The sequence below is a fragment of the Brevundimonas sp. KH_060 genome (assembly GCF_057838275.1).
Genome location: NZ_CM174463.1, coordinates 2,177,453 through 2,203,912 on the forward strand (window position 1 = coordinate 2,177,453; position 26,460 = coordinate 2,203,912).

Annotated in this window: 24 protein-coding genes; 9 read left to right on the forward strand and 15 right to left on the reverse strand. The window is 67.5% G+C overall.

Annotated elements, in window-relative coordinates:
- The first annotated feature begins 142 nt into the window (after positions 1 to 142).
- The 4 genes from AC3IPP_RS10670 (at position 143) to AC3IPP_RS10685 (ending at position 4,586) form a co-directional block, all read left to right on the forward strand.
- Positions 143 to 454, forward strand: coding sequence for a YccF domain-containing protein (locus tag AC3IPP_RS10670; protein WP_087140033.1), 312 nt, complete (start codon positions 143 to 145; stop codon positions 452 to 454).
- A gap of 28 nt (positions 455 to 482) precedes the next feature.
- Entirely contained in the window at positions 483 to 1,397 is a 915-nt protein-coding gene (locus AC3IPP_RS10675) for a hypothetical protein (protein ID WP_489148984.1), read from the forward strand.
- A gap of 253 nt (positions 1,398 to 1,650) precedes the next feature.
- The gene (locus tag AC3IPP_RS10680; protein WP_489148985.1) at positions 1,651 to 3,081 is read left to right on the forward strand and encodes a hypothetical protein; all 1,431 of its coding nucleotides are present in this window, start codon (positions 1,651 to 1,653) and stop codon (positions 3,079 to 3,081) included.
- A complete protein-coding gene (locus AC3IPP_RS10685; RefSeq protein ID WP_489148986.1) occupies positions 3,078 to 4,586 on the forward strand; it encodes a type IV secretory system conjugative DNA transfer family protein in 1,509 nt (502 codons plus the stop codon). Before AC3IPP_RS10680 ends, AC3IPP_RS10685 begins: the two co-directional genes overlap by 4 nt.
- Before the next feature lie 19 nt (positions 4,587 to 4,605).
- Here the strand turns inward: AC3IPP_RS10685 and AC3IPP_RS10690 are convergent, their stop codons facing one another.
- From AC3IPP_RS10690 to guaB, 7 genes are all read right to left on the reverse strand, one after another.
- Positions 4,606 to 7,242, reverse strand: a complete 2,637-nt coding sequence (locus tag AC3IPP_RS10690) for a hypothetical protein (protein WP_489148987.1) — start codon at positions 7,240 to 7,242, stop codon at positions 4,606 to 4,608.
- 20 nt (positions 7,243 to 7,262) lie between these two features.
- Positions 7,263 to 8,033: a hypothetical protein gene (locus AC3IPP_RS10695; RefSeq protein WP_489148988.1), complete on the reverse strand. Its 771-nt coding sequence runs from the start codon at positions 8,031 to 8,033 to the stop codon at positions 7,263 to 7,265.
- 649 nt (positions 8,034 to 8,682) lie between these two features.
- A complete protein-coding gene (gene guaA / locus AC3IPP_RS10700) occupies positions 8,683 to 10,245 on the reverse strand; it encodes a glutamine-hydrolyzing GMP synthase (RefSeq protein ID WP_489177399.1) in 1,563 nt (520 codons plus the stop codon).
- The gene (locus AC3IPP_RS10705; RefSeq protein ID WP_489148990.1) at positions 10,242 to 10,952 is read right to left on the reverse strand and encodes a 5'-methylthioadenosine/S-adenosylhomocysteine nucleosidase; all 711 of its coding nucleotides are present in this window, start codon (positions 10,950 to 10,952) and stop codon (positions 10,242 to 10,244) included. Before AC3IPP_RS10705 ends, guaA begins: the two co-directional genes overlap by 4 nt.
- Positions 10,949 to 12,244, reverse strand: coding sequence for an RsmB/NOP family class I SAM-dependent RNA methyltransferase (locus AC3IPP_RS10710; protein ID WP_489148991.1), 1,296 nt, complete (start codon positions 12,242 to 12,244; stop codon positions 10,949 to 10,951). The genes AC3IPP_RS10705 and AC3IPP_RS10710 overlap by 4 nt, the downstream gene beginning before the upstream one ends.
- Position 12,245: 1 nt before the next feature.
- Positions 12,246 to 12,644: an MAPEG family protein gene (locus AC3IPP_RS10715; protein ID WP_489148992.1), complete on the reverse strand. Its 399-nt coding sequence runs from the start codon at positions 12,642 to 12,644 to the stop codon at positions 12,246 to 12,248.
- A gap of 65 nt (positions 12,645 to 12,709) precedes the next feature.
- On the reverse strand, positions 12,710 to 14,170 hold the full coding sequence (gene guaB / locus AC3IPP_RS10720) for an IMP dehydrogenase (protein ID WP_489148993.1): 1,461 nt from the start codon (positions 14,168 to 14,170) through the stop codon (positions 12,710 to 12,712).
- A gap of 128 nt (positions 14,171 to 14,298) precedes the next feature.
- Between guaB and AC3IPP_RS10725 the strand changes: the two genes are divergently transcribed.
- Positions 14,299 to 14,868 carry a DUF2061 domain-containing protein gene (locus AC3IPP_RS10725; RefSeq protein WP_489148994.1) on the forward strand — a complete coding sequence of 190 codons (570 nt, stop codon included), beginning with the start codon at positions 14,299 to 14,301 and terminating at the stop codon, positions 14,866 to 14,868.
- On the opposite strand, the gene AC3IPP_RS10730 is transcribed toward AC3IPP_RS10725, so the two are convergent.
- On the reverse strand, positions 14,865 to 15,587 hold the full coding sequence (locus AC3IPP_RS10730) for an RlmE family RNA methyltransferase (RefSeq protein WP_087140054.1): 723 nt from the start codon (positions 15,585 to 15,587) through the stop codon (positions 14,865 to 14,867). The genes AC3IPP_RS10725 and AC3IPP_RS10730 overlap by 4 nt on opposite strands.
- 80 nt (positions 15,588 to 15,667) lie before the next feature.
- Between AC3IPP_RS10730 and AC3IPP_RS10735 the strand changes: the two genes are divergently transcribed.
- The gene (locus tag AC3IPP_RS10735) at positions 15,668 to 16,132 is read left to right on the forward strand and encodes a peptidylprolyl isomerase (RefSeq protein ID WP_087140057.1); all 465 of its coding nucleotides are present in this window, start codon (positions 15,668 to 15,670) and stop codon (positions 16,130 to 16,132) included.
- 24 nt (positions 16,133 to 16,156) lie between these two features.
- On the opposite strand, the gene AC3IPP_RS10740 is transcribed toward AC3IPP_RS10735, so the two are convergent.
- Positions 16,157 to 16,675: a hypothetical protein gene (locus tag AC3IPP_RS10740; protein ID WP_489148995.1), complete on the reverse strand. Its 519-nt coding sequence runs from the start codon at positions 16,673 to 16,675 to the stop codon at positions 16,157 to 16,159.
- An 11-nt stretch (positions 16,676 to 16,686) separates the two neighbouring features.
- On the reverse strand, positions 16,687 to 17,655 hold the full coding sequence (locus tag AC3IPP_RS10745) for a M20/M25/M40 family metallo-hydrolase (RefSeq protein ID WP_489148996.1): 969 nt from the start codon (positions 17,653 to 17,655) through the stop codon (positions 16,687 to 16,689).
- Positions 17,656 to 17,802: 147 nt separating this feature from the next.
- Between AC3IPP_RS10745 and ligA the strand changes: the two genes are divergently transcribed.
- The 3 genes from ligA to AC3IPP_RS10760 all read left to right on the forward strand — a co-directional run bounded on the left by ligA (position 17,803) and on the right by AC3IPP_RS10760 (position 21,378).
- The gene (gene ligA / locus AC3IPP_RS10750; protein ID WP_489148997.1) at positions 17,803 to 20,127 is read left to right on the forward strand and encodes an NAD-dependent DNA ligase LigA; all 2,325 of its coding nucleotides are present in this window, start codon (positions 17,803 to 17,805) and stop codon (positions 20,125 to 20,127) included.
- A 14-nt stretch (positions 20,128 to 20,141) separates the two neighbouring features.
- Positions 20,142 to 20,756 (forward strand): 3'-5' exonuclease, encoded by a 615-nt coding sequence (locus AC3IPP_RS10755; RefSeq protein ID WP_489148998.1) that lies wholly within the window; start codon positions 20,142 to 20,144, stop codon positions 20,754 to 20,756.
- A gap of 199 nt (positions 20,757 to 20,955) precedes the next feature.
- Positions 20,956 to 21,378 (forward strand): DUF2147 domain-containing protein, encoded by a 423-nt coding sequence (locus tag AC3IPP_RS10760; RefSeq protein WP_489148999.1) that lies wholly within the window; start codon positions 20,956 to 20,958, stop codon positions 21,376 to 21,378.
- A gap of 63 nt (positions 21,379 to 21,441) precedes the next feature.
- Here the strand turns inward: AC3IPP_RS10760 and AC3IPP_RS10765 are convergent, their stop codons facing one another.
- The 5 genes from AC3IPP_RS10765 to AC3IPP_RS10785 form a co-directional block, all read right to left on the reverse strand.
- Positions 21,442 to 22,425 (reverse strand): aldo/keto reductase, encoded by a 984-nt coding sequence (locus tag AC3IPP_RS10765; protein ID WP_489149000.1) that lies wholly within the window; start codon positions 22,423 to 22,425, stop codon positions 21,442 to 21,444.
- A gap of 92 nt (positions 22,426 to 22,517) precedes the next feature.
- Positions 22,518 to 23,210 carry an LrgB family protein gene (locus AC3IPP_RS10770; protein WP_489149001.1) on the reverse strand — a complete coding sequence of 231 codons (693 nt, stop codon included), beginning with the start codon at positions 23,208 to 23,210 and terminating at the stop codon, positions 22,518 to 22,520.
- Positions 23,207 to 23,575, reverse strand: coding sequence for a CidA/LrgA family protein (locus tag AC3IPP_RS10775; RefSeq protein ID WP_489149002.1), 369 nt, complete (start codon positions 23,573 to 23,575; stop codon positions 23,207 to 23,209). Before AC3IPP_RS10775 ends, AC3IPP_RS10770 begins: the two co-directional genes overlap by 4 nt.
- Positions 23,576 to 23,591: 16 nt before the next feature.
- Entirely contained in the window at positions 23,592 to 25,415 is a 1,824-nt protein-coding gene (locus AC3IPP_RS10780; protein ID WP_489149003.1) for an aminopeptidase P family protein, read from the reverse strand.
- Between the two features lie 164 nt (positions 25,416 to 25,579).
- Positions 25,580 to 26,446 (reverse strand): 50S ribosomal protein L11 methyltransferase, encoded by an 867-nt coding sequence (locus tag AC3IPP_RS10785; RefSeq protein ID WP_489149004.1) that lies wholly within the window; start codon positions 26,444 to 26,446, stop codon positions 25,580 to 25,582.
- Positions 26,447 to 26,460: the final 14 nt, after the last annotated feature.

The window sequence follows — 26,460 nt, forward strand, 5'->3', positions numbered from 1 at the left end:
GTCCGGGATGGAAACTCTCAGCGACCGCCGGCTGACGACTTAAGAACTTCTTTAGCTCGGCGTCAGGATTCCGCGGGACCGACCGGCCAGGCTGGCCTCCTGGAAGCGCGACAGGCGCGCTCCGTCACGGAGGCCGACAGGCATGGAGAACCCGCTTTTCCCGAACCGGATCGAACGATCCGCCGCGCTGGGCGCGTTCAAGCGCGCCGGATCCACGGACCTGGACGTGCTGGCGTCCGTGAAGGCGTCGCTGATCCAGACGTCGAAAACGGCGGTCCGTGGCGGATGGGGGCTGATCATCTCAGGTGTCCTCGTCTGTCTGACCATCCTCGGCATCCCGGCGGGCATAGCCATGGCGCTGATGGGCTGGTGGGTGATTGGGCGCGCCCAGAAGAACATCCGTCTGGTCGACGACGTCCTGGTGGAGTTCACGGCGGCGCCGCAGCCGGCCTGACGCCGCGTCCACGAACAGGAGGACGACCATGAAGGGCAAGATTCTGGGTGTCCCCGCCGGCGAACTGGGCGGAGCCATCACAGGCGACGACGGCAAGCGTTACCGCTACGAGGCCGCCGATTGGCGCGGCGAACGACCCGCCTCGGTCGGGACCGCCGTCGATTTCGACGTCGAAGGCGGGACCGCGCGCGACGTCTATCCAGCCATCGACGCCTTCACCGGCGCCGGTGCGGTCCCGGTCGAGGCCCTGGCCCGGTCGTCTGGGGGCGAGAAAATCATCGGCCTGTTCAAGGACGCCCTGGCGCAGCCCTTGGCGATCCTGGTTCTGATCGCCTTCTTCCTGCCGGCCCTGTCGTCGCCGGCGCTGACCGCTTCCCAACTGGAGCTGGACAAGGTCGCGACCGCCGCCGGGCTGAACCTGGAGCAGGTCGAGCACGGAAGACGTCGCCTGGCCGACCTGGAGCGCGACCTCGCTCGCTTCAAGATGGAGGCCGCGCAGAGCGGAGGCAGCACTCCGGACAGCGTCTACGGCTACGGCAATGTCGGCGATCGCATCGCATCGCTGGAAGAACAGCGCGCCGAGATTCGCAAAGGTCTGAGCGCGATCAGCTTCCTGAAGGCCGTGGACACCGCCCTCATTCTTCGCTTCGCCGCCGTCCTCGCTGCCTTGTGGCTGATCTGGCAGGCTTGGACTGGGGCGCCGCTGCGTCCGTGGGAGCTGGCCGCAGGGGCCGCCGCCCTGCTCGCGGGCGGCCTGACCTTCCTGCTGCGATCCGCGATCCTGGGCCTTTTCACGGCCGTGAACCCGCTCGGCGAGGCCGCCGCCTCCCAGGCGGAAACCCTCATCTCGGTCGAGATCGGGCCTTGGCTGCTGCTCATCGCGGGCGCGGGCCTGATCGCCTCGGGTCTGGGTCTAGTCCGCAACCCCCTTCGACGAACCTGACCTTTGGAGTAACCGCCATGCTCATCCGTTCGCCTCCCTTGCGAACCTCGTCTGTAGCGCCTCTGATCAGCCTTTGGCGGGGCCCTGACGAATACGCCTCTGAAGCACCCGGCGTTCGGAGTTCCCGCCGCCGCGCAGACGAGCGCGTCCGTCGATGATCCCCGGACACAGACGCTGCCTGCGTCGATGGATAGTTGACAGCGACCGGACCGGCGAGGTGTCTTCGCTGTCATCCCGAATGGGAGATGGAGACATGTCCGCCCAAGCCGCGCCTTTCGCGCCGGAACTCAATCCCGTCTACCGCGAGGGCGTCACCGTCGGCGTACTCGCCGGTGACGCCCTCCGGTTCGCAGCGGACTTCCTGGATTCGATCGACGCCGGCGCCGCCGCACGCAAAAAACTGGCCGACGACGCGCGGGTGTGCCGAGCCATGGCTGAAGCCGTCGCTCGCGCGCCCTTGCGCAACTCGTCCCAAGTCCTGGCTCCAACGGACCTGGACGGTCGTTTCTTCACTCTGACGGAGCGCATGTGGCCTAACGCCGAGGTCGCCAGCTATCTCCTGGGTCATGCGGCGGACCTGATGCAGGCGCTCCCGGCGGTCAACGGCGCGTTGAAGAACCGGCTGCTTCTGGACGCCCAGCAGCTGCGTCGCGTGCGGATGCTTCTGAACATCGCCCCCAACGCCCGGCTGGGCGCCCGCCTGACCGAACTCTTGCCCCTACTTCGGGCGCTCGAACGGCCGATCGAAGGGGAGAAGCCTTTTCCTCCGATGTTGATCGACAGCGTGACCGCAGATCCAGTGTTCCATGCGGCCGCCCAAGACGCCTACCGTATCGTGCTCGGCCGCGAACTCGACGATCTCCCCGGCATGGCCAGCGCGGTGTGGTCCGGCAAGCTGGCTCTCGCGTGGCTGCAGACGCACGACAGGGGTTGGCCGCTGACCGCGATCGAGATCGCGCGGCTTGTGGAGGCCGTGCGCTCCCCGAGCAAGCCATGGAGCCGGGCGCCCGGCGTGCCCGGCGACTGGACTGACCTGGAGCCTGAGGCGGCGGCCGAAGTCTTGACCCTGATCGGCGCGCACCACCGGGTGGGTTCGGCGCGCGCCCCCTTCCCCCTAGCCGGCTTCTGCGATCGGGTTCGCACCCTGCCGCTACGCTGCCACGGCGGGATCATGTTGATCGAAACCCAAGGCCGGATCAGCGGCGGAGCGATTGGGATCGCCTCATTCGTGCTGACCGAGGACAAGGTTCTGGCCGTCGATGGCACGTCGATCTGGATCCACGACCTGAACGACGCCGTCGGCCCGCACCTTCAGGACGAGGGTGCGCGGCTGGACTACATCCGACTCTTCATGAACTGCGTTCGCCATGAGGGGGAGCGGTTCCAGCCGGCGGAGTCCTTCGAAGAGCTGGCGGATCGGGCGACGGACGCCCACGCCCTGCGCGACCTCTGCGCGGGCCATGCCCGCGTCATCGAACCGGCCGGTTTCGACGCCGAGGGCCGCTGGCTGTTTCTGCTCGTCGTCTGCCACCACCAAGGCTTCTTCGCGACTGGCCTGGCCCTCACCCCGGACGGTCTGATCGAGATGATCGACGACAGGATGCTGACCGACGATGTCCCCGTGCGGTCCGAACGCATGGACGGCCTCTTCGTCGTTCTGGAGCCGAAGGAAACGACCTCATGACCTTGATCCCTGTGGACAGCGCCCTGGCCTTGCCCGACAGCGTCGACGAGCCTGGCCTGATCGTCGGCTGGTCGTTGGAACGCGAGCATCGACGTCGGCCGGTGGGTTTCAAGTTCGGAGCCGTTGCCGCCGCCGATCCAGCGACCGCCGTCGTCGCCCCTATTCTGATGGAACGCGAGGGGCATCTGATGACCATCGCGCCGACCGGCGCCGGCAAGGGCACCGGCTGCATCGTACCTGCGTTGCTGCGCTTCGACGGGCCGGTCATCGTCGTCGATCCGAAGGGCGAGAACGCCCTGATGACCGAACGACGCCGGCGCGAACTGGGACAGGAGGTCGCCATCCTCGACCCCATGGGCGTGACAGGCTTGCCCGCAGCCTCGCTCAATCCGCTCGACATCCTGGACCCGGAAAGCCCGACCTTCGTCGATGACGCGATGGCCATGGTCTCGGCTTTGGCCAATCCCGATGTCGAGACCGACGCCAGCGACGGCGGCTACTGGCGCGAACGCGGGGCGACCTTCGTGCTGGGCGTGGTGTTGCATGTCATGAGCGACCTGCCGCCAGCCAGTCGTTGCCTGGAAACCGTGCGGACCCTGGTCAACCAGGCCGTTGGAGAGATCGGCCTCTACAGCGCCGCAACCGAGCGCCAAGACGCCTCTAGCAGCCTGGCCGGCACCGTGTTGGCGGCGCTGGAGGCCTCGCGCAACGCCGAGGCGCGCAACATCGGACGAATGCTGCGGATCGGCGCCGTTTCGACCTTGGGCGGCATTCTCTCCTTCTCCCAAAATCTCGTCGACATCGCGCGCTCGGGCATGATCGCCCCCTCGTTGCGAACCACAAGCTTCGACCTCGGCGCGGTTCAGCGGGGCGAGCCGCTGTCGATCTATCTCGTGCTGCCGCCGCACATGCTCGAGAGCCACGGCCGGTTGTTGCGCCTGTGGGTGCACACCCTGATGACCCTCATCTCGGGTCGCAGCGGTCGGCCGCCCAAATCGACCCTGTTCATCCTCGACGAGGCGGCTCAACTCGGCGCTTTCGACGACCTGCGACGAGCCATCACCCTGATGCGCGGCTATGGCCTGCAGACCTGGAGCTTCTGGCAGGACCCCAGCCAGTTGCAGAACCTCTATGCACGGGACTGGCAGACCATGGTCAACAATTGCCGCGCCGTGCAGTGCTTCGGAGCGAACACCATGCTGGCGGCCGAGGCGATGGCCCGCCTGGTCGGCTTCGGCTCGCCCGAGCAGTTGCTGGACCTCGACGACGACGAGATCCTACTGCAGTTGTCCGGGGACATGCCGGTGATCGCCCGACTGCCGAACTATCGTGCCGATCCGATGTTTGCGGGCCTGTACGACGTCAATCCCTTCCACGATCCGTCTCGCCCGGTTCAGAGATCAAAGCCGGTCCTACGCGTGTTTGAGCGAGCGCCGCCGGTGATCGAACCCGACACGCCGGCGGAGCTTCTGGCGAAGCTCAGGGCCCGATCGACGTCCGCATGATCGCCTGGGGGCCCTGCTCTCAGGGCCGTCCGTCCCCGTCCCGCAAGGCCCGCTCGATGGCCGCCGCCGATTTGTCGACATAGGGGGCCTGGGCCTCCAGCGGGCCGATGCAAAGCTGACGCAGCTCGGCCAGCAGGGCCGCCGCCATGGTCAGTTTGTCCCGATCGCGGTCCTGCGCGCCAAGATAGGCCGCCAAGTCTGCGAAGGTGTGCGCCGCCTTGAACCAGAGGCCCAGGTTGCGCTCCCGATCGAGACGAGCCACCGCGAATTCCAACGCCGAAAACGCCGCTCGGGCATGCCGACCTGCCTCAGGACCGGAGCCTTCCAGCACGGCCTGCTCCATATGGGACAGGCCCAGCGCCCGCATGGCGAGCAGTCGTCCTTCCTCGTTGCCCAACTCGGCATAGCCATCGACCGCCGCCTTGGCATCGCGGATCGCCAGGTCCAGCATGTCGCGCCGCTGGTCCTCGGGCCTGAGCGGCGCGAGATCTCTCCGAACGTTCGACCCCGTGAGAGCCGCCGAAGCCCGCGCCGTCGGATCCGCCGTCTCGCGCAAGCTGTCAGCGAGCTGAGCCGCCTCTTCCAGCCGGATGCGTGCGAGGTCGGGTCGGGCGCCTTCCGCGAAATTGAGAAGGGCGATCGCCATGTTGGCTCGCGCTTCGACCGAAAGAGGATCTCCGTCCAGGTCCGGGTCGTTCACCAACTGTCGATAGGTCTCGATCGCCAGTTCCGCGAGAGCCTCTCGCTTCGGCCCGAAGGGTGTGGTCGAGGCCTCCAGCACGAAGCGGCTGGCCTGGATTTCCCGCACGACCGCCCGCACCCGCGGGGCCGTGATCATCGTCGGTCGAAGCGTTTCGCACCACCTGTCGATCTGCGAAAACGCCTCTGGTCGGGCGGAAGCGACCGCGCGAGCGCGGGCGATCCAAGCCTGAGCGAGACGCAGGGCGGCGTCAGATCGAACGGCCGCGGCCTGCGTCCGGGCGTGAAGCGTCTCGAGATCCCGGATGGTCCGATCCAGACGGTCCAAGGCGTCATCCGAGGGTTCGCGGCCGAACTGCAAGATCGTCGCCGCGGCTTGATCCAGTTGCGCCAGAGGCGTGCTGAGCGTCTCCGTGGGCCCGGCGGGCGGCGTCATGCCGTGCGACAGCATCCAGGTTCCGATCCGCGCGATCAGTCTGTGGGCTTCATCGATGACCTCTGCTTCCGCGTCAGCCCCCATCCGGTCGATGAACCCGTGGATTCCCGTGATCAACGAGGTCGGAAGTTCAGGCGGAATCCCCTCGACCTGATGAAGTCCTTCCCCCTCGACGGCCCAGAAGCCGAGCTCCGCGCGATCCGCGAGCCGAGGCGCATCGAGAATGGACAGGCTTTGAGCGGCCAGTTTGAAACCATCGCGTGCTTCGACCAGACGGCTCCGCCCCTGTTCGCCCCCGAGGAGCATGCCCAGCAGATACGCGGCGTGCGCCCTGGCGGCCACCGACTTGGCCCACTGCAGGGGCGCTCCATTCATCAACTCGGGGGTGATCAGGACATCATAAGTCAGGATCGCAGCGTTCAGCCCCGAAACGCCGACGACAGAACCCTCTTCGTAGAGGTTCAGGAGCACGTCCGCAGCGCCGCGCCGTTTGAAGACCTCGTGGCGGGTCCCGCCATCCGGCGGAAGCGCGATCGTCTCGAGCAGGGCCAGGGCGGCGACGTTGTTACGACGAGCCAGGTCGGCCAGCCCCTGCAGCGCCGCGCCCGCCTGCTCCTCCGTTTCCGCGTCGCGCAGAGTCTCTTCGTATCGCCGCAGATCCTGCCCCGTCGCGATCCGACGCGCGACCGAGAGGGCCTGGAGCAGTCCGCCGATGACCAGAAGGTCCAGCCCCATGCGCAGAGCAAAGGCGGCGACCCCGCCTCCGGTCGGCAACACGGCCTGGACACCGGACGGGTTGTCGTAGCCCATCACCTCGATATTGCCGACAATCGGCAGGGCCTCCAGCGCCTCCGAGGCGACGTAGGCCACATACTCCAGGAGGCCGATCCCCGAAGTCGCACTGAAGAAGTGCAGACCAGTGAGTCTCCAGACCAGCAGGCTGCCCAGCATGAAGACCGCCGACAGGGCGACCAGGAGTTCGTTGTTGTAGTCTTCGCTTCCCGGCGTACGACGTCGACCCGGATTCAGGTTGGCGGCCCGATCTTCCTCGTCCCAGGCCCAACGCCGGAACACAGCGAGCACGGCGACCAGGCCCAGAACCAGCACCGGCGCGCCGAACAACGGAGGAAGCAGGGCGCCGATCGCGCCTGTCCCCAAGAGCACGGCCAGAAGGCGTCCCCAACGACGCGCCCGTCCCTTTTCGTCCAGCCCTATCCATCGGGCGACGCCGAGCGCTAGGCCGCGATCCAGCCAGAGAAACCAAGGTCTGAACCAGGTCAGCCCGCGTTCCAAGGCTGGATGAAGTCCTCGGATCAGGATCGCGGCCACAACCAGGAACAGCAATGCGCCGGTCAGGGCGACGCCGAACTGGAGAAGAGAGAAGCGGACCTCGGACATAGAATCCCCTGCAATGCAAAACCAAGGTAAAATAGGAACGGCGGGCGTGGAACCTGGGGACGCGGCGAGGGCGGAGGCCTCCTGCCGGCGTCCAGTCGCACATGCCTGGATCAGCGCACTCACGGTCTGCAGGAAGAGATGTGCTATCGGTGCGAGAGATCGCCCCAGTCCTCACGGTCGCTGCGGGGCATCTGCCCGGTCGGGCAGTGCGTGTGACGATCGCCGTACTCGTTGGTGAAGCTCGTGCGGCTAGCGACGGTAATGACCAGATCCGCACCCCGGAATCGATAGCGGTCGCCGCCCAGCGCCTCCACGCCTTGGATGCGTCGACCGCCGTCGAACGAGGCCACGCGTCCTTCGTCCAGGTACATGAGCACGCCAGTCGAGTCGGCGACGGCTTCGGCGCAACTGACGCCGATGGCGTAGTAGCCCTTCTCGATCGGCGGAAACCCGACCCGACCCTGTGTCTGCGCGGCCCCGCCGCCTGCGGCGCGGCCCTCGGACGTCAGCGTGCAGATGCCGCCCTCGTCTGACGTGCCTCCATCGATATACGTCTGGCCGTTCCAGCGCTGGAAGCCGACGCAGCCGGTTTCGTCTCCGTTGGCGATCTCGATATCGGGCCAGGCGACGCCGCGCCGAGAATGGAACCCGTAGTTCGCGAACCGCGCCTGAAACCCGATCAGGGAGCGCCAGCCCTCGCTGGTGCGGTGCAGAACCGAAACGAAATGCTGGTTCATGCCCCAACACTGATCGCCATCGGCCTTAACGACGGCCTCGGGCCGACCGTCGCCGTTCAGGTCGCGGACCTCTTCGATCTCAGCCCAAACCCCTTCGCAGATGTTCTCGGCGCCCTCGGGATCGCGCCAGGTCCAATGGCTGTCAGGCTGGGGACTGACGAATCCGGCGGCGTGCATGACGGCCGCACGCTCCTGAGCGGAAAGAGCAGAGGTCGAAGCGACCTGGAGCGCCGAAGCTGCGGCAGAAACGGAAGCGGGGTTCGCTTCAGCCGCGGCGGCGCTTCCCTCATCGTCAGCGACGGACTCCGCCCCGCAGGCTGCTCCTGACAGAGCCATACCCAGCAGGGCGACCCGGCAGATCGGGCCGGGGACCAGGGCGTTGCGCAAAGTCGTCGCAGCAGACCGCAGGAACGACGTGCGGCCTCCTCCGACGAGCACTCTGAACAGTCTGCTGGTTGCGACTGTGCGCATGGCCTGGCCCTCCAAAAAGAAGGACCGGAATAGGAATCTTGAGCCGTAAAATCTTAATGTCGTTCTCAAGCTTTTCTAAAGCGGCGCAAACACCGCCGTCGTGTAGCCGCCTTTGGACGTCGCTACGACTTGGATCCGGGGCAGGCGGGAATCGGCCGATCCGTGAATACGCGTTCGACGACCTCAACGAGGGGATCCGCAGTTTCCAGGACGAAATCGCAGACGACATGGAAGCCGTCATCACAAAAGAGAGACCCTCCGAAAGGCTTCGAAGGGTCTCGTCAGAATTTATTTTTATGTCAGTGACTTATCGGCACTTTCGGAAGCGATGCCGAAAGCCGCCGAAAGGCCTGAATTATTCCCACTCGATGGTGCCGGGCGGCTTCGACGTCACGTCGTAGACGACGCGGTTGACGCCGCGGACCTCGTTGATGATGCGCGTGGCGGTCTTGGCCAGCACATCCCACGGGAACTGGTAGAAGTCAGCCGTCATGCCGTCGGTCGAGGTGACGGCGCGCAGGGCCAGCACCTTTTCATAGGTGCGGGCGTCTCCCTGGACGCCGACCGTCTTGACCGGAAGCAGCACGGCGAAGGCCTGCCAGATGTCGTCATACAGGCCCGCCTTGCGGATCTCGTCCAGATAGATGGCGTCCGCGTCCTGAAGCGTGGCGACCGCCTCCGGCGTGATCTCGCCGGGGATGCGGATGGCCAGGCCCGGTCCGGGGAACGGATGGCGGCCGACGAAGGCGTCCGTCAGGCCCAGTTCGCGGCCCAGGGCGCGGACCTCGTCCTTGAACAGTTCGCGCAGAGGTTCGACCAGCTTCAGCTTCATGAAGTCCGGCAGGCCGCCGACGTTGTGGTGGCTCTTGATGACATGCGAGGGGCCGCCGGTCGGAGACACGCTCTCGATCACGTCGGGATAGAGGGTGCCCTGGGCCAGGAAGGCGGCGCCTTCGATCTTGGCGGCTTCGCGATCGAAGATCTCGATGAAGACGCGGCCGATGGTCTTGCGCTTGGTCTCCGGGTCCGAAATTCCGGCCAGTTCGCCGAGGAATTCCTTTGACGCATCAACGTGCACCAGCGGGATGTTGTAGTGCTCGCGGAACAGGGTCGTGACCTGCTTGGCCTCGTCCTTGCGCAGCAGGCCGGTGTCGACGAAGACGCACGTCAGCTGGTCGCCGATGGCTTCGTGGATCAGCACGGCGGCGACCGAAGAGTTGACCCCGCCCGACAGGCCGCAGACGACCTTGGCGTCGCCGACCTGTTCGCGGATCTTGGCGATCTGCTCGTCACGATAGGCGGCCATGGTCCAGTCGCCGGTCAGGCCCGCCACGCCATGGGTGAAGTTCTTCAGCAGCTGTGCGCCGCGCGGAGTGTGCACCACCTCGGGGTGGAACTGCACGCCGTAGATCTTGCGCGTCTCATCGGCGATAGCGGCGAAGGGCGCGCCCTCCGAGGTGGCGATGACGTGGAAGCCTTCCGGCAGGGCCGTCACGCGGTCGCCGTGGCTCATCCACACCGGCTCGCGGTGATCCAGGGCGCCGATGCCCGCGAACAGGGGGCTGTCCTTGGTGATGACGATCTCGGCGCGGCCGAACTCGGCGTGGTGGCCGCTCTCGACCTTGCCGCCCAGCTCGGCGCAGATCAGTTGCTCGCCGTAGCAGATGCCCAGGATCGGCGCGCCGTAGTCGAAGACGGCGTGATCGACGCGCGGGCTGTCCGCGTCGGTCGTCGAATTGGGGCCGCCCGACAGGATGATGGCCTGCGGCTGCATCGCCTTCAGGGCTTCACCCGCCTTGTTGTACGGATGAATTTCGCAATAGACGCCGGCCTCGCGCAGGCGGCGCGCGATCAGCTGCGTCACCTGACTGCCGAAATCGACGATGAGCACCTTCTGGTGTTGGGTCGGCTGGGTCATGAGGTCGAATCCGGGGCGAGCGATTGGGCGAGGGTTTGGCCCTGAAGGGCCGGAATTTCAAGGGCGGCCAATTCAAGAGCAGAGAGGCCGTGATCCGTCAGCACTGCAATCAAGCCGTCGACCGCACGCGCCAGATTCTCGTCCACCAGATGCAGGGTCGAGGTCCAGTCATGCAGGCCCGTCAGCTCGGCCCTGCCGTCCGACACGCCGCGCAGCGCGACCAGAGGCAGGCCGAAGGTCTGGGCCGCGCGGACCAGCGCCCACGTCTCCATGTCCACCATCTCGGCGTCGATGGCGTCATAGGCGGCGCCCGAGACGACGTTTCCGCCGGTCGACAGGCGCGCGCTCGGCACGCCGGGGATGGGGCACGGCAGCGGCAGGACGGCGGGCCTGTCCAGCAGCGGCGTCACGCCCTTCTCGAACCCCAGAGCGCTGGCGTCCATGTCGCGATAGGCCACGGACGACGCCTGATAGACCGCCGCATGATCCAGCACGCGCGACCCGCACGAACCCAGCGACAGGATCAGATCGGGCGTCTCTCCCCTCGCCTCCAGCCGCGCCAGGGCCGCCGTCAGCGACACCGCCCCCTCGACCGGACCGATGCCGGTCATCAAGGGGTCGATGCGGGCGCGCAGATGTTCGCCGTATTCAGCCGGGGCCGCCATCACCGGCAGGACCGTGACGGCGCCGTAGCGCTCAAGCCTCATGAAGCGCGCTCGAACAGGGCGATGAAGAAGCCGTCCGTTCCGGTCGCGGCGGGCGACAGACGCAGGCGGTTTCCTTGCGCCAGCGCGGTCAGACGCCCTCGCCCCGCCTCGGTCAGGTCCGCGCTATGAGCCGCATCGGCGACGGCGACGGGCTTGAAGTCCGCGTGTGCGGCCTCGAAGGCGGCGGCCGTGGCCTCGTTCTCCGCGCCCAGCACCGAGCAGGTGACATAGGCCAGACGCCCGCCCGGCCGCACCAGCTTGGCCGCCTGCCCCAGAATGCGCAGTTGCAACGCGTGCAGGCGCGCGACTTCTTCGGCCGTCAGGCGCCAGCAGTCCTCCGGCCGACGCCGCCAGGCGCCCGAGCCCGAGCACGGCGCGTCAATCAGCACCACATCGGCCTGACCGTTCAGATCCTCAACGCCGCCGCCGTTCGTGCCCAACAGGCGCAGGTCGGCCTCGACGCCAGCACGAGCCAGTCGCGGCTTCACATTGTCCAGACGCTTGGCCGAAACATCGCAGGCGATCAGCGACCCCTGCCCCTGCATCGCCTGCACCAGCCCCAGCGTCTTGCCGCCGCCGCCCGCGCAGTAATCCACCACTGTCGCGCCGGGGAAGGCGCCGGACAGCCAGCCGACGACCTGGCTGGCCTCGTCCTGAATCTCGAAATGACCGTTCTGGAAGCCGTCCAGCGGCTGCACATTCGGCGCAGGCTCCGCATCCAGACGCAGGCCCCAGCCTGATAGCTCCGTGCGCTTCGGCGACAGACCGGCGTCGCGCAGCTCGGCCTCGACCTCTTCCATCGTGGCGCGCAAGCTGTTGACCCGCAGGTCCACCGGCGCGCGACCGCTCAGGGCTTCGACCTCTTCGCGCCAACGGTCGCCGTGGACCGCCTTCAGGTCCGCCGTCACGAAGTCCGGCAGGGCGACCTCGGCCAGATCAACCGCGTCCTCGCCCGCCATGACGCGGCCGCGCTCGTGCTTGGACAGAGGGCGCGGGCCATAGCCTTCACCGTTGTAGAGGCCCTCGATCTCCTCCAGCGTCGCGCCGTCCAGCAGCGACAGGGCGCCGACGATCAGGGCGCGTCCGTCCTGACGCCCGCCCATGAAGGCCGACAGGCGGCCCCGCGCGCGCAGCACCTGATAGACGCGCTCGGCGATGGCGCGGCGGTCGCCCGAACCGGCATAGCGGTTCTGCTGGCTCCAGGCCTTGAGCACGGCGTCAGCGGGCTGGCGGCCCTGCGAAATGCTGTCAATGATGGCGGCGGCGGCGGCCAGGCGGGCGGCTGGGGTCAAATCAGACTCGGATGAAAAGGGCCAGAAGGCACATCGCCAGTCCCGCAAGCGAGACCAGCCAAACCAGCGACCGGATATAGGGAACGCCCAGGGCGTACAGCGGGATATAGGCGACGCGCGCCCAGAAGTAGAGGGCCGCGCCCCACGCCGTCAGCGCGCCGGTCCGATCAGCGACCTGGGCGATCAGCACGGCGCCGATGAACAGCGGCAGGGTCTCGAACAGATTGGCCTGCGCCCGCTCCAGACGACCGACGACAGGGCTGTGCGCCTCGGGCGTCTTGTCCCGCGCTCCGGCGTTCCACGACAGGCCGAACTCGCGCGTCCGGGCGAAGGCGGGCAGGAAGACCTGCACCAGAGCCAGCACCAGCGTCGCCGCCAGATAGGTGAGTTCAGTCGTCACGCCGGTCTCCTGTTCTACTAGCCCAAAACAAAACCGCTCCCGGCCGGGGCCGGGAGCGGATCAGGTCAGCCCTGACGATAGTTGGGCGCCTCGCGCGTGATCATCACGTCGTGGACGTGGCTTTCACGAAGGCCCGCATTGGTGATGCGGACGAAGCGCGCGCGTTCCTGGAAGTCCGGAATGGAGGCGCCGCCGACATAGCCCATGGAGGCGCGCAGGCCCCCGACCAGTTGGTGCACCACCGGGGCGATCGGCCCCTTGTAGGCGGTCTGGCCCTCGATGCCTTCGGGGACCAGCTTCTCGGACGAGACTTCCTTCTGGAAGTAGCGGTCGGCCGAGCCGCGCGCCATGGCGCCCACCGAGCCCATGCCGCGATACGACTTGTAGGACCGGCCCTGGTACAGGAAGACCTCGCCGGGGCTTTCGTCCGTGCCTGCGAACATCGAGCCCATCATGGCGACATTGGCGCCCGCCGCGATGGCCTTGGCCAGATCGCCCGAGAACTTGATGCCGCCGTCGGCGATGACCGAGGCGCCCGTGCCTTCCGCCGCGCGGGCGGCGTCGACGATGGCCGTCAGTTGCGGCACGCCCACGCCCGCGACGATGCGGGTGGTGCAGATGCTGCCCGGCCCGATGCCGACCTTCACCGCATCGGCTCCTGCGTCGATCAGGGCGCGGGTGGCGTCATAGGTGGCGACGTTGCCGGCGATGATCTGGATGCGGTTGTTCTCGCGCTTGATGCGGCGAACCACCTCGGCGACCGAGGCGGAGTGGCCGTGGGCGGTGTCGATCACCACCACGTCCGCGCCCGCGTCAGCCAACGCCAGACCACGCTCATAACCGGCGTCGCCGACGGTCGAGGCGGCGCCGACGCGCAGGCGGCCCTGCTCGTCCTTGCAGGCGTTGGGGAAGGCCTGGGCCTTCTGAATGTCCTTCATGGTGATCAGGCCGACGGCGCGATAGGCGTCGTCCACCACGATGACCCGCTCGATCTTGCGGGTGCGCAGCAGCTCGCGCGCGGCCTCGCGCCCGGCCGAACCTTCGCGCAGGGTGATCAGCTCGCCGGTCGTCATCAGTTCGGCGGCCTTGAGGTTCAGGTCCGTCTCGAAACGCATGTCGCGGTTGGTCAGCATGCCGACCAGCTTGCCGCTCTTGGGATCGACCACGGGGAAGCCGGTGATCTTCTTGCGTTCGACGATCTGAAGGACTTCACCCAGCGTCGTGTCGGGGGCGACCGTGACCGGGTTCACCACCATGCCGCTTTCATAGCGTTTGACGGCGCGGACCTCTTCGGCCTGCTCGTCGATGGTCATGTTCCGGTGCAGCACGCCCATGCCGCCGGCCTGCGCCATGGCGATGGCCAGTCGGCTTTCCGTCACCGTGTCCATGGCGGACGACAGCAGCGGGATGTTCAGTTTAATTTCGCGTGTCAGCTGGGTCGAGACATCAACATCAGCCGGCATGACCTCGGACGGACCGGGTTCGAGCAAAACGTCATCGAAGGTTAGGCCTTCGCGTATCTCCATTTGGAGCCTCCATTTTGCGGGCCGCGTATAGCCCCCGTTGGCAGGGAACCGCAACCCCAAGCCCGCGCTATCGTGCATATAAGAGGAATTGCCTTGAAACGGACGGCGAGAGGCCGCATTTCTCGATAATGGTTCGCATCTTGATCAACACGGCGCGGCAGCTCGCTCTCAAGATTGCGAGCTACGGCGCCATGCACCTGATCGTAGCGATCCTTGTGGCCTTCGCCCTGACGCGCGACTGGCGCCTGGCGCTGGCGGTCGGGGTGGTCGAGCCGATCTTCCAGACCATCGCCTATTCCGTCCACGACCGCGTCTGGCACCGGGTCGAGCGCCGCAAGATGCTGTCCGGCGTCGAGGAGACGGCCGAGGCCTTCACCGCCCGTCTGGAGGTGATGAACGCGCATGAGCAGAACCGCGCGCACAACCACCACGGCCATGGACACGGGCACAGCCACGCCCTGCCCCGCAATCTAAAGCAGATCGCGCTGAAGACCGTCACCTACGGCGTCATGCACTTCACGGTGGCGGTTCTGGTGGCCTACGCCCTGACGCGCGACATCCGCATCGCCCTGGCCATCGGCACGATCGAGCCTCTGGTGCAGACGGTCTTCTTCACCCTGCACGACCGCATCTGGACGCGGCACGAGGCCAGAAAGGCCGCCCGCGCCGCTGCGGCGACCGAGGCCGCCTCCGCCTAGCGCTTGTTCAGCGCCACCAGGAAGACCTCGGCGCTGCCCTTGCGGCTCGATTCGGGCTTCACGTACTTCACCGTCTCGAACTCTTCGCGCAGGCGCGTCAGCACCCCGCCTGCATCGCCGCCCTGGAAGTTCTTCGACACGAAATTCCCGCCCGGCCGCAGAGTGCGGATAGCGAAATCAGCCGCGATCTCGATCAGGGCGATGATCTTCAGGTGGTCGGTCTGGCGGTGGCCGATGGTGTTGTGCGCCATATCCGACAGCACCAGGTCCGGCGGCCCGCCGATGGCGTCCAGCATCTGCTGATCCACGCCCGGATCGGTGAAATCGGCCTGAACCAGCGTCGCGCCCGGAATCGGCTCGATCATCAGCAGGTCCACGCCCGCCACCGCCGCCGCGCCGCGATCCAGCGCCACCTGCACCCAGCCGCCCGGCGCCGCGCCCAGGTCGATGACCCGCGAGCCGTGCCGGATCAGCCGGAACTTGTCGTCGATCTCCATCAGCTTGAAGGCCGCGCGACTGCGCCAGCCCTCGGCGCGCGCGCGGTCGGACCATTCGTCCGACAGCTGACGCTTGATCCAGGCCTGACTGGACAGGGACTTCTTGTCGGCCGTCTTGATCTTCTGGCCGACCTTGCGCCCGGCTGCGGTGCCGCCCGTGGGCAGGCGCACCATGCGGCGGCGTTCCTGCGGCTTGTCGGCGGGCTTTTCGTCTTCACTCATGCTTCCCACATAGCCCTGACGGCGTTCAGCCGCTATGACCCGCGCACAATTCCGGCTCGCATAACCTCAAGGAGCGCCCGATGGCCGACCAAACCCTGACCTTCACCCTGGACACCGGCGACGGCGAAGACCGCAACGTCGTCATCAAGCTGCGCGACGACCTGGCCCCGAACCACGTCAAGCAGATCACCGACCTGGCCAAGGAAGGCTTCTACGACGGCGTGGTCTTCCACCGCGTGATTCCGGGCTTCATGGCCCAGGGCGGCGACCCGACGGGCACCGGCACCTCGGGCTCGAAGAAGCCGAACCTGAAGCAGGAATTCTCGAAGGAGCCGCACGTCCGCGGCGTCTGCTCGATGGCCCGCACCGCCAACCCGGACAGCGCCAACTCGCAGTTCTTCATCTGCTTCGACGACGCCCGCTTCCTGGACGGCCAGTACACCGTCTGGGGTGAAGTGATCGAGGGCATGGATCACGTCGACGCCCTGCCGAAGGGCGAACCGCCCCGCGCTCCGGGCAAGATCGTCAAGGCGACCGTCGCCTAAAGACGAAGGTTCAGCGGCGGGGGCTCAGTCCCCCGCCCACCATCGCATCGACACCCCGTCGAAGGTCCGCCCCCCGACCTTCAGCGTCCCCTTCAGGACGACGCCCTGATCTCCCAGATTGCGCCGCGCCTTCGCCAGCGCATCCTGGTCGAGCCTTCCATCGAACGACACCGCCCCCAGCTCCCGCGACGTCGCCTCGAAGCGCACCCGGTCCTCGGTCACGTCATAGGCCGTCGGAATCAGCCGCGTGCGCCGCGTCTTATCCCCCGCCTCGAACTCCATCATGATCGGCGCGAATCCCGCCGTCCGCTGGCCATCGCGCCAGGCCATGAAGTCGGGAACCTGGCCCATGAACAGGTGATGCAGCCGCCAATCGCCGACCTGCACCGCCGCCGCCGGGATGTAGTAGCCGGACACGTCCTCAGGCAGGTCGTGCTTGAAGGCGGTCGCCTGCGCCGTCTTGTCGGGCGCCGCGCCGCGTTCGCAGGCGGCCAGGCTCACGACGCTAGCCAGCAGAACCGCTGCGATCAGCCCCGGCTTCATGAGATTGGGCCTCACTGATCCAGCCACTGATCCAGCGCGCGGAAACCGCCGATGGCCAGTTCGGTCGAGTCTTGGAACACCGCCGGATTGACCTTCTCGAAGTCGTCGCTCGGGCGGTGATAGTCCGTGTGATAATTCACCCCGAAATACAGGAACGGCAGGCCCGCGCGGTGGAAGGCGGCATGGTCCGACGCCTCGACCCAGTTGTCGGCGCCCTTGTCGTCAGGCGTGTCCTTGCCGAAGGCCAGGGCGACCGTCTGACGCGCCGGAAGTCGCTCCAGCACCGGGCGGAAATAGGGGTGCTGATAGGTGCCCGTCACCCACAGCTTGCCGTCGCTGTCAGCCCGCGCCGTCATGTCGAAATTCAGGTTCATCGAGATCGCGTGCAGCGGCACCGGCGGCGCCTCGACGAAATGCTTGGCGCCCAGCAGGCCCCGCTCCTCTCCGTCCAGCGCCACGATCAGGACGCTGTGCTCGGGCGGATTGGCCTTCAACCGTTTGGCCAGCTCCAGCATGGTCGCCACGCCCGAGGCGTTGTCGTCCGCCCCATTGTAGATCTGGCCGTCGTTGACGCCGACGTGGTCATAGTGGGCCGTGACCACGATGTATTTGTCGGCCACGCGCGTACCGGGGATCACGCCGATGATGTTGGTTCCGCTGTAGGTCTTCGTCCCTTCGCGCGTGCGGCCCGACATCTCCCACGGCTGCAGACGCCCCATCGGCGACGGCTGGACGCCCAGCGCCTCCAGTCGGCTGACGATGTATTCGCGCGCCTTGGCCCCGCCCTCAGAGCCGGTGTCGCGCCCCTGCATGTCGTCGGCCGAGAGGATGCGCAGGTCGTCCATGAGTTGGGCGTAGTCGGCCGAGCCGGCGACGACCGGGGCTGTCGCCTCCGACACCGCTTGCGTCACGGGCGTCTCACAGGCGGCCAGCGTCAGGGCGGCGGCGATCACGGACAGGCTGGCGAGGACAGGACGCATGGAAGGGCTCCGGCAGGAATCTTTGAGGCGCGACGCTAGCGGCCCCCGCCCCCTGCGTCAGATTACGTTTCTGTCATGCCGCGTCTGCCATCAAGGTCGGGGAATGATAAGGAACCGTTCCGCCTTTGCCGACTTCCTGCGATTCTCATGTCCGACCTCTTCACGTCCGTCGAAACCCTGACCGAAGCCCAGGCGCGCGAAGAGCTGGAGCGCCTGTCGGCCGAACTGGCGCGCCACGACGCCCTCTACTACGCCGACGCCGCGCCCGAGATTTCCGACGCCGACTATGACGACCTGAAGCGCCGCGCCCTCGACATCGAGACCCGCTTCCCGGCCCTGAGCAGCGCCGTCTCTCCGTCCCAGCGCGTCGGCGCTCCGGTCTCTAGCCAGTTCGCCGAGGTCCGCCACGGCGTGCCCATGCTGTCGCTGGACAACGCCTTCGACGACGGCGAGGTGCGCGACTTCGCAGCCCGCATCGCTCGCTTCCTCAAGTTGCCGGGCGACGAGCCCATCGCCTTCGTCGCCGAGCCCAAGATCGACGGCCTGTCCGCCAGCCTGCGCTATGAAAAGGGCGTCCTGGTCCAGGGCGCCACACGCGGCGACGGCAAGACCGGCGAGGACGTAACCGCCAACCTGCGCACGCTGAACAGCATCCCCCAGACGTTGGCGGGCTCCGGCTGGCCCGACGTCATCGAGATCCGGGGCGAGGTCTATGCCCCCAACGCCGCCTTCGACGCCTTCAACGCCGCCGCCGAGGCGGAAGGGCGCCGCACCTACGCCAACCCGCGCAACTTCGCCGCCGGGTCGCTGCGCCAGAAAGACCCGAAGATCACGGCCCTGCGCCCCCTGACCTTCTTCGCCTACGCTTGGGGCGAGACCTCCGCCCCCTTCGCCGAGACGCAACACGGCGCGCTGGAGGCCTTCCGCGCCTGGGGCTTTCAGGTCAACGACCGCTCCGCCCGCGTCGAGGGCGCGGAAGGGCTGATCGGCGTCTATCAGGCGCTGGAGGCCGACCGCAGCCGCCTCGGCTACGACATCGACGGCGTGGTCTATAAGGTCGACCGGCTGGACTGGCAGCAGCGCCTCGGCTTCATCGCCCGCAGCCCCAGATGGGCCATCGCCCACAAATTTCCGGCGCAGCAGGCGACGACCGTGCTGGAAGGCATCGACATTCAGGTCGGCCGCACCGGCTCCCTGACCCCCGTGGCCCGCCTGCACCCCGTCACCGTCGGCGGCGTCGTGGTCCGCAACGCCACCCTGCACAACGAGGACGAGATCGCCCGCAAGGACGTCCGCATCGGCGACACCGTCGTCCTGCAACGCGCCGGCGACGTCATCCCCCAGATTGTCGGCGTGGTCGAAACCCTGCGCCCCGACGGCGCCCAACCCTACGTCTTCCCCACCACCTGCCCCGTCTGCGGCTCCGAAGCCGTGCGCGAGGGGGACGAGGTCAAGCGCCGCTGCACCGGCGGCCTGATCTGCGACGCCCAGATCGTCGAGCGCCTCAAGCACTTCGTCAGCCGCCGCGCCTTCGACATTGAAGGGCTTGGCGAAAAGCAGCTGATCGCCTTCCATGCGCGCGGCTGGATCAAGGAGCCGGCCGACATCTTCCGCCTCGCCCGCGACGAGGAGAAGCTGGCCCTGCTGCGCGCCGAGGACGGCTATGGCGAGACCAGCGTCCGCAACCTGATCGCCGGGATCGACGCGCGCCGCGTCATCAGCCTCGACCGCCTGATCTTCGGTCTGGGCGTGCGCGAGATCGGCGAACAGACCTCGCTGGTCCTGTCGCGCGCCTTCGGCAGTTGGACCGCCTTCCGCGACGCCTGCATGGCCGCCGCGAACGGCCTCGCCAGCGACGACTGGAAGCTGCTGGCCGCGACCCACGCCATCTCCACCCGCGTGCTGGGCCTGATGGCCGAGGCTCGTCCGCCCGCCGACGATCCGTGGCCGGAAGCGCCCATGGATCAGAAGATCGCCCTCGCCTTCCCCGGCATGGCCGCGCCTGCCCGCCGTTCGCTGGCGGAAATCTCGGGCGGCTGGTCCGACCTGACCCGCTGGGCCGCCGTCGCGCGCAACGAAGGCCCCTCCGACATCCTGAACCAGATCGCGGGCGTCTCCGGCGTCGGCCCGGTCGCCGCCGAGGCCCTGGCCCACTTCTTCCACGAGCCGCACAATCTTCAGGTCGTCGACGCCCTGCTGGCCGAGCTTGAGCGCGTCGAGGACGTGGCCGCCCCCACGACCGACAGCCCGGTGGCGGGCAAGACCGTCGTCTTCACAGGCTCGCTGGAACGCTTCACCCGTGACGAAGCCAAGGCCCGCGCCGAAAGCCTGGGCGCCAAGGTCAGCGGCTCAGTCTCCAAAAAAACCGACTACGTCGTCGCCGGACCCGGCGCCGGGTCCAAGCTGAAGGACGCCGAAAAGCACGGCGTCGCCGTCCTGACCGAGGACGAGTGGCTGGCCCTCATCGCCTGAAATATGATCTCGTAATGCACGCCGTCGCCATCGACTTCGAAACCGCCAATGAGCAGCGCGCCAGCCCCTGCTCCATCGGCCTGGCCTGGATCAACGACGGCGTCATCGAATCCGTCGAGCATCACTACATCCGCCCGCCGGGGATGCGGTTCGCCAGCTTCAACATCGCCTTCCACGGCATCGGCCCCGAACAGGTCGAGGACGCCGAGGAATTCCCCTCGGTTCTGGCCGCCATCGCCCCGCGCCTCGAAGGCCGCACGGTGCTGGCCCACAACGCCGCCTTCGACGTCAGCGTCATCCGCAACACCTGCGACCACTACGGCCTGACCTATCCCGAGTTCGACTATCTCTGCACCGTCAAGCTGGCCCAGATCAGTTGGCCCGACTTCGCGTCGCACAAGCTGAACAACGTCTGCGCCGAACTGGGCGTCGCCTTCCGTCACCACGACGCGGCCGAAGACGCCTTCGCCTGCGCCTCCGTGGCTCTGGCTGCGGCTCAGGTGCATCAGGCCGCCGACTGCCGCGCCCTGGCCGACGCCAGCCGCCTGACCCTGGGCCGCATCTGGCGCGACGGTTATACGCCCTGCTCCAACGCCGGAACCCGCCTCCGCCGCCCTCGCGGCGGCTGACCCGGCGCTTTCCTCCCCATGGCATAGGGAGGAGAAACCCGCCCAAATCCATCGCCTTAGACGTTTCGGGCGCGCTCAACTTTACCTAACGTCATGTAATCATTGAGTGAAGTTCACAATTTCAGCCTTGTTTCAGGCCGAAACCCGGATCAACCTTCTGGCAGGATCGTTCCATCGATCCATCAGAAGGAACACGCCGATGAAGACCTCCGTCCTGGCGGCGCTCGCCGTCGCAGCTGCCGCCCTCGCTTCTCCGGCCCTCGCCAGCGACCCGACCGGCCTGTGGCAGACCCCGACCAACGGCGGCCAGGTCCGCATCGAACGCTGCGGCCAGGCCCTGTGCGGCACGCTCGTCACCTCCAGCCACATCCGCGCCAACCCCGAGGTGAAGGATCAGCGCAACAAGGATCAGTCCCTGCGCGACCGCCCGTTGCGCGGCCTGCGGATGCTGTCGGGCTTCACCGGCGGCCCGAGCGAATGGCGCGGCGGCTCGGTCTACAACCCCGAGGACGGCGGCACCTATCGTGGGACCATCACCCTGACGAACGACAACACCCTGCGCCTGCGCGGCTGCATCGTCGCCCCCCTGTGCAAGACCCAGACCTGGACTCGCATCCAATAAGCCTGCCTCACAGGTCCGAATGAAAGACGCCTCCCTCGCGATCGCGAGGGAGGCGTTTTCACATCAGCGGTTCAGCGACGTCATGCCGCCCGGCGCATAGCGTTCGCCCGCCGCCGCCCCGCGCGGGAAGACGGCCTCGATCCGCGCCAGATCATCTGGCGTCAGCACGATATCCGCCGCCGCCGCATTCTGCTCCAGCGTGGCGATACGGCGCGTGCCGGGGATGGGAACCAGATCATCCCCCTGAGCCAGCACCCAGGCCAGCGCCAGTTGCGCCGCCGTCACGCCCTTGTCCGCCGCGATGGCGCCGACCGCGTCGACCAGATCGAGGTTCTTCTGGAAGTTGTCGCCCGCAAAGCGCGGGTTCGTCCGGCGGAAGTCGTCGGGCGCCAGATCGTCGATCGACTTGATGTCCCCCGACAGGAAGCCCCGACCCAGAGGACTGTAGGGCACGAAGCCGATGCCCAGTTCGCGCACGACGCCCAGCAGTTCGCCCTCCGGATCACGGCTCCACAGCGAATACTCGGTCTGAAGCGCCGTGATCGGATGCTCAGCGTGGGCGCGGCGCAGGGTGGCGGGCGCCGCCTCCGACAGGCCCAGGAATCGCACCTTGCCCTCCTTCACCAGTTCGGCCATCGCCCCGACCGTCTCCTCGATCGGCGTATTAGGGTCGATGCGGTGCTGGTAATAGAGGTCGATATGATCAACGCCGAGGCGGCTCAGGCTGCCCTCGACCGCACGGCGCACATTGGCGGGCGAACCGTCCGTGATCGCCGAGCCGTCCGGCTGGCGGTTGATGCCGAACTTGGTGGCGATGAAGGCCTTGTCGCGCCGGTCTTTCAACGCCTTGCCCACCAGGACTTCATTGGTGTGGGGGCCGTACATTTCGGCCGTGTCGAACAGGGTGACGCCCAGGTCGAGCGCGCGGTGGATCACCGCGATGGATTGGGCCTCGTCGGAGCCGCCATAAAAGGCGCTCATACCCATACAGCCCAGACCGACGGCCGAGACCTCAGGGCCGTTCCGGCCCAGCTTGCGCATCTTCATCCGCGCATTCCTTCTGATGTGAGGGGGTCGACGACGCATCCGCCGACGCGCTTCAGATGGGCGCCGTATGGCCTTATTTCAAGGGGCGCGCCTCAGATCAGGCTGGCCACGATCGACAGGATCGTCGCCGTCGCCACCGCATTCAGCGCCATGCCCAGACTGGCGAAGGCGCCCGCCGTCTGGTCCACCTGAAACGCCCGCGCCGCGCCGAAGCCGTGCGCCGACACCCCGACCGCAAAGCCCCGCGCCCGATAATCCCTGATCTTCAGCAGGTTCAGCAGCGGCGTCGCCGTCATCGCCCCGAACACCCCCGACATCAGCACGATCACCGCCGCCAGCGCCGGTATGCCGCCCAACTGCGAGGCCACCGCCATCCCGACCGGCGTGGTCGTCGCGCGCGGTGCTATGGAGGCCATGATCTCAGCCGGCGCCCCGAACAGCCAGACAATGCCCACGGCGCTGACAATGGCCGTCGCAGCCCCCGCCAGCAGGGCGCAGGCCAAAGGTTTCGCCAGCCGCCGGATCGTCGCCCGCTGCGCCCAGATCGGCACGGCCAGCCCCACCACCGCCGGTCCCAGCAGGAAGCCCAGCACCTGCGTCACTTCGGCGTATGTGGCGTAAGGCGTCTTCGTCGCCAGCAGCACTCCGATCAGCACCGGCGTCGCCAGCAGCACCGGATGGCACAGAGGATGACGCCCGCTGCGTCGCGACAGCATGTCGGCCGCCTCGAACACCGCCAGCGTCACCGCCAGCCACAGCAGGGGCGTCGCGATCAGATCGCTCACGACGCGCCCTCCTCTTCGCCGTCCGGCTCGTCGCGTCCGGCCACGGCGCGGAACACCAGGGCCGTCACCGCCAGCGTGAGCAGCGTCGAGACCGCCACCGCCACGACAATGCCGAGGCCATGGCGCGACAGGATCGCCCCCTCCTCCATCACGCCCACGGCGGCGGGCACGAACATGATCGACAGGTGCGCCGTCAGCCAGCCCGTCACCTGGGTCAGCGTCAACCGCTCCCTCGGCACAAAGGCCAGCCACGCCAGCAACAGCACCATGCCGATCACCGACCCCGGCAGGGGCAGGCCCGTCAGCCGGTGGATCACCTCGCCCGCCAGTTGGCAGACGAGCAGCAGGGCGATGGCGCCGATCATCGGTTGGGCTTCTCCTTTAGAGCGGCGCCGTCTGGGCCTTCAGCCAGTCCAGCGCCGCCTCGTCCTTCTGAACGCCGTCGGCCAGCAGCGGCCCGACCTTGACCAGAACCTCGGCGTGATAGGCGTCGACATAGGCCCGCTCGTCCGCCGTCAGCAGCGCCGTGTCGATCAGACGACGATCCAGCGGCGCCAGCGTCAGTTGCTCGAATCCGTGCATCGGCCGCTCGCCGCCCGGAACCTGCGCCGGGGCCGTGACGACCTGCAGCGTCTCGATGCGGATGCCCCACTCGCCTTCGCGGTAATAGCCCGGCTCGTTCGACAGGATCATGCCGGTCAGCAATGGCTGGTCCGTGCCCCATCCGGCGATGCGCTGCGGCCCCTCATGCACGCCCAGATACGACCCGACGCCGTGGCCCGTGCCGTGATCAAAGTCGAAGCCCGCGTTCCACAGAGGCTGGCGCGCGATGGCGTCCAGCTGGCGGCCGCTCGTCCCAGCGGGGAAGCGGATCACGGCCATGGCGATATGGCCTTTCAGCACAAGCGTGAACATCCGACGCTGATCGGCCGTGCCCTCGCCGATGGCCATGGTGCGGGTCACGTCCGTGGTCCCGTCCAGATACTGACCGCCGCCGTCCACCAGCAACAACGAACCCGCCTCCATCGGCCGGATCTTGGCCCCGACCGGCTTGTAGTGCGGCAGGGCGCCGTTCGGCCCGACCCCGGCGATGGTGTCGAAGGACAGATCCTTCAGCATCCCCGTCGCCTCGCGGAAGCCTTCCAGCGCCTCGACTACCGCCCGCTCGTCCGGCAGCGCCTTCTGGGCGACCGTATCGACCCAGTGCAGGAAGCGCGTCAGGGCCGCCCCGTCGCGGATGTGCGCCCGGCGGCTGCCCTCGATCTCGACGTCGTTCTTCTGCGCGCGCGGCAGGGCGCAGGGGTCCATGCCGCGCACGATGTCGGCGCCCGCCGCTTCCAGCCGGTCGAAATACCAGGCCGAGGACACGGCCGGATCGATCATCACCTTGCGGCCCGACAGGGCGTCCAGCGCGCCCGGCAGCGCCTCGGGCGCCTCCAGCGTCACGGCGTCGCCCAGCCAGCCGGGCAGTTCATTCGTCACCTTGGCCGGATCGAGGAAGACCTTGGCCGTCCCGTCCGCCTTCACCACCGCCTGTCCCAGCGGCAGCGGCGTGCGGATCACGTCGCCGCCGCGAATGTTGAACAGCCAGGCCAGCGACGACGGCGCCGTCAGCACGGCGGCCTCGGCTCCGGCGTCGGCGATGGCCTTGCCGATGCGGGCGCGCTTGGATGCGGCGTCCTCGCCGGAATAGCGGTCTTCGTGCGGGACCACCGGCGCCTGCGGCTGGGCCGGGCGGGCGTCGCCCCAGGCCAGGTCGATCGGATTGGCCTCGACCGCCTTCAGCCTCGCCCCGGCCTTCTCGACGGCGGCGCGCAGGCTCGTCAGCGCATCGGGGCTGTGCAGGCGCGGATCATAGCCAATCACCGAACCCGACGGCACGGCCGCCAGCCAGTCAGCCAGCTTGTTCAGCGGTTGACGCTCGAACAGGGCCTCGTCCGTCTGGGCCTTGGCCTGAACCGTATAGCGACCGTCGACGAAGACCGCCGCGCGGTCCTTCAGCACCACGCCCGCCCCGGCCGAGCCGGTGAAACCGCTGACCCAGGCCAGCCGCTCATTGGCGTCGGGCAGGTATTCGTTCTGATGCTCGTCCTCGTGCGGGACCAGCAGGCCGTCGAGACCCTGCTTGGCCATCTCGGCGCGGAGCAGAGGCAGGTGCTTGGCCCCGAAGGACGGATCGGTGGTTTCGTCGAATGTCTGGCGCATGATTGTTCCTTATCCCTTCTCCCCTCGAGGGAGAAGGTGGGCGCCGGAGGCGCTCGGATGAGGGGGCTGTGTCAGCAGGCAAGACGGAAAGGACGTGCGCGATGCCGCCCTCCCCCTCATCCGTCATGCTCCGCATGACACCTTCTCCCTCCAGGGGAGAAGGCTCAGGATTTACGCAACTGCAGCGCGCTCCACGCATCATGATGGATCGTCTGCTCCACCACGAAGCCCAGCGGCAGATAGGCTTCCAGAATCCGCTCTTCCTGCGTCCGCAGCAGGCCCGACAGGATGGCCACCCCGCCCGACTTCAACGCGGTGCCGATCTCGGGCGCCAAAAACACCAGCGGCGCGGCCAGGATGTTGGCGAACACCAGATCATAGGGCGCGTGCTGGGCGATGCGCGCATCGCTCAGCCCATCGGCGAAATAGAAGTCGCACTTGGCGTCGTTGATCACCGCATTCTCATTGGCGATGCGGGCCGAAGGCTCGTCGATGTCGGTGCCGACAGCGATGGGCGAGCCGGTCTTCGCCGCCGCAATGGCCAGAACGCCCGTGCCGCAGCCCACGTCCAGAACCTTCTCGAACGTCTCGGTCTTCAGCAGATTATCGAACGCCTCCAGGCAGCCGACCGTCGTGCCGTGGTGGCCGGTGCCGAAGGCGGCGCCCGCGTCGATCTTCAGATTGACCCGGCCTTCGGGGATCTTGCCCTGATCGTGTGCGCCGTAGACGAAGAAGCGCCCCGCCTCGACCGGCGGCAGCCCCGACAGGCTCATGGCCAGCCAATCAGCGTCGGCCAGCTTCTCGACCACCACTTCCAGCCCCGGCGTGGCGCGCAGGATTTCGGCGATGCCCTCGGCCTCTTCATCGGTGGTGGGAAAGGCGTCGATGCGCCAGATTTCCTTGTCCTCGTCTTCTTCCAGAATGGAATAGGTCGCGTTCTCCAACAGGGGATTGGCGTCGATGGCGGCGGCGGCGGCTTCGGCCGGGGCGCGATCGCCGCGCGCGATCACCTGAACTGCGGATTCGGACATTTCTCAAACACCGT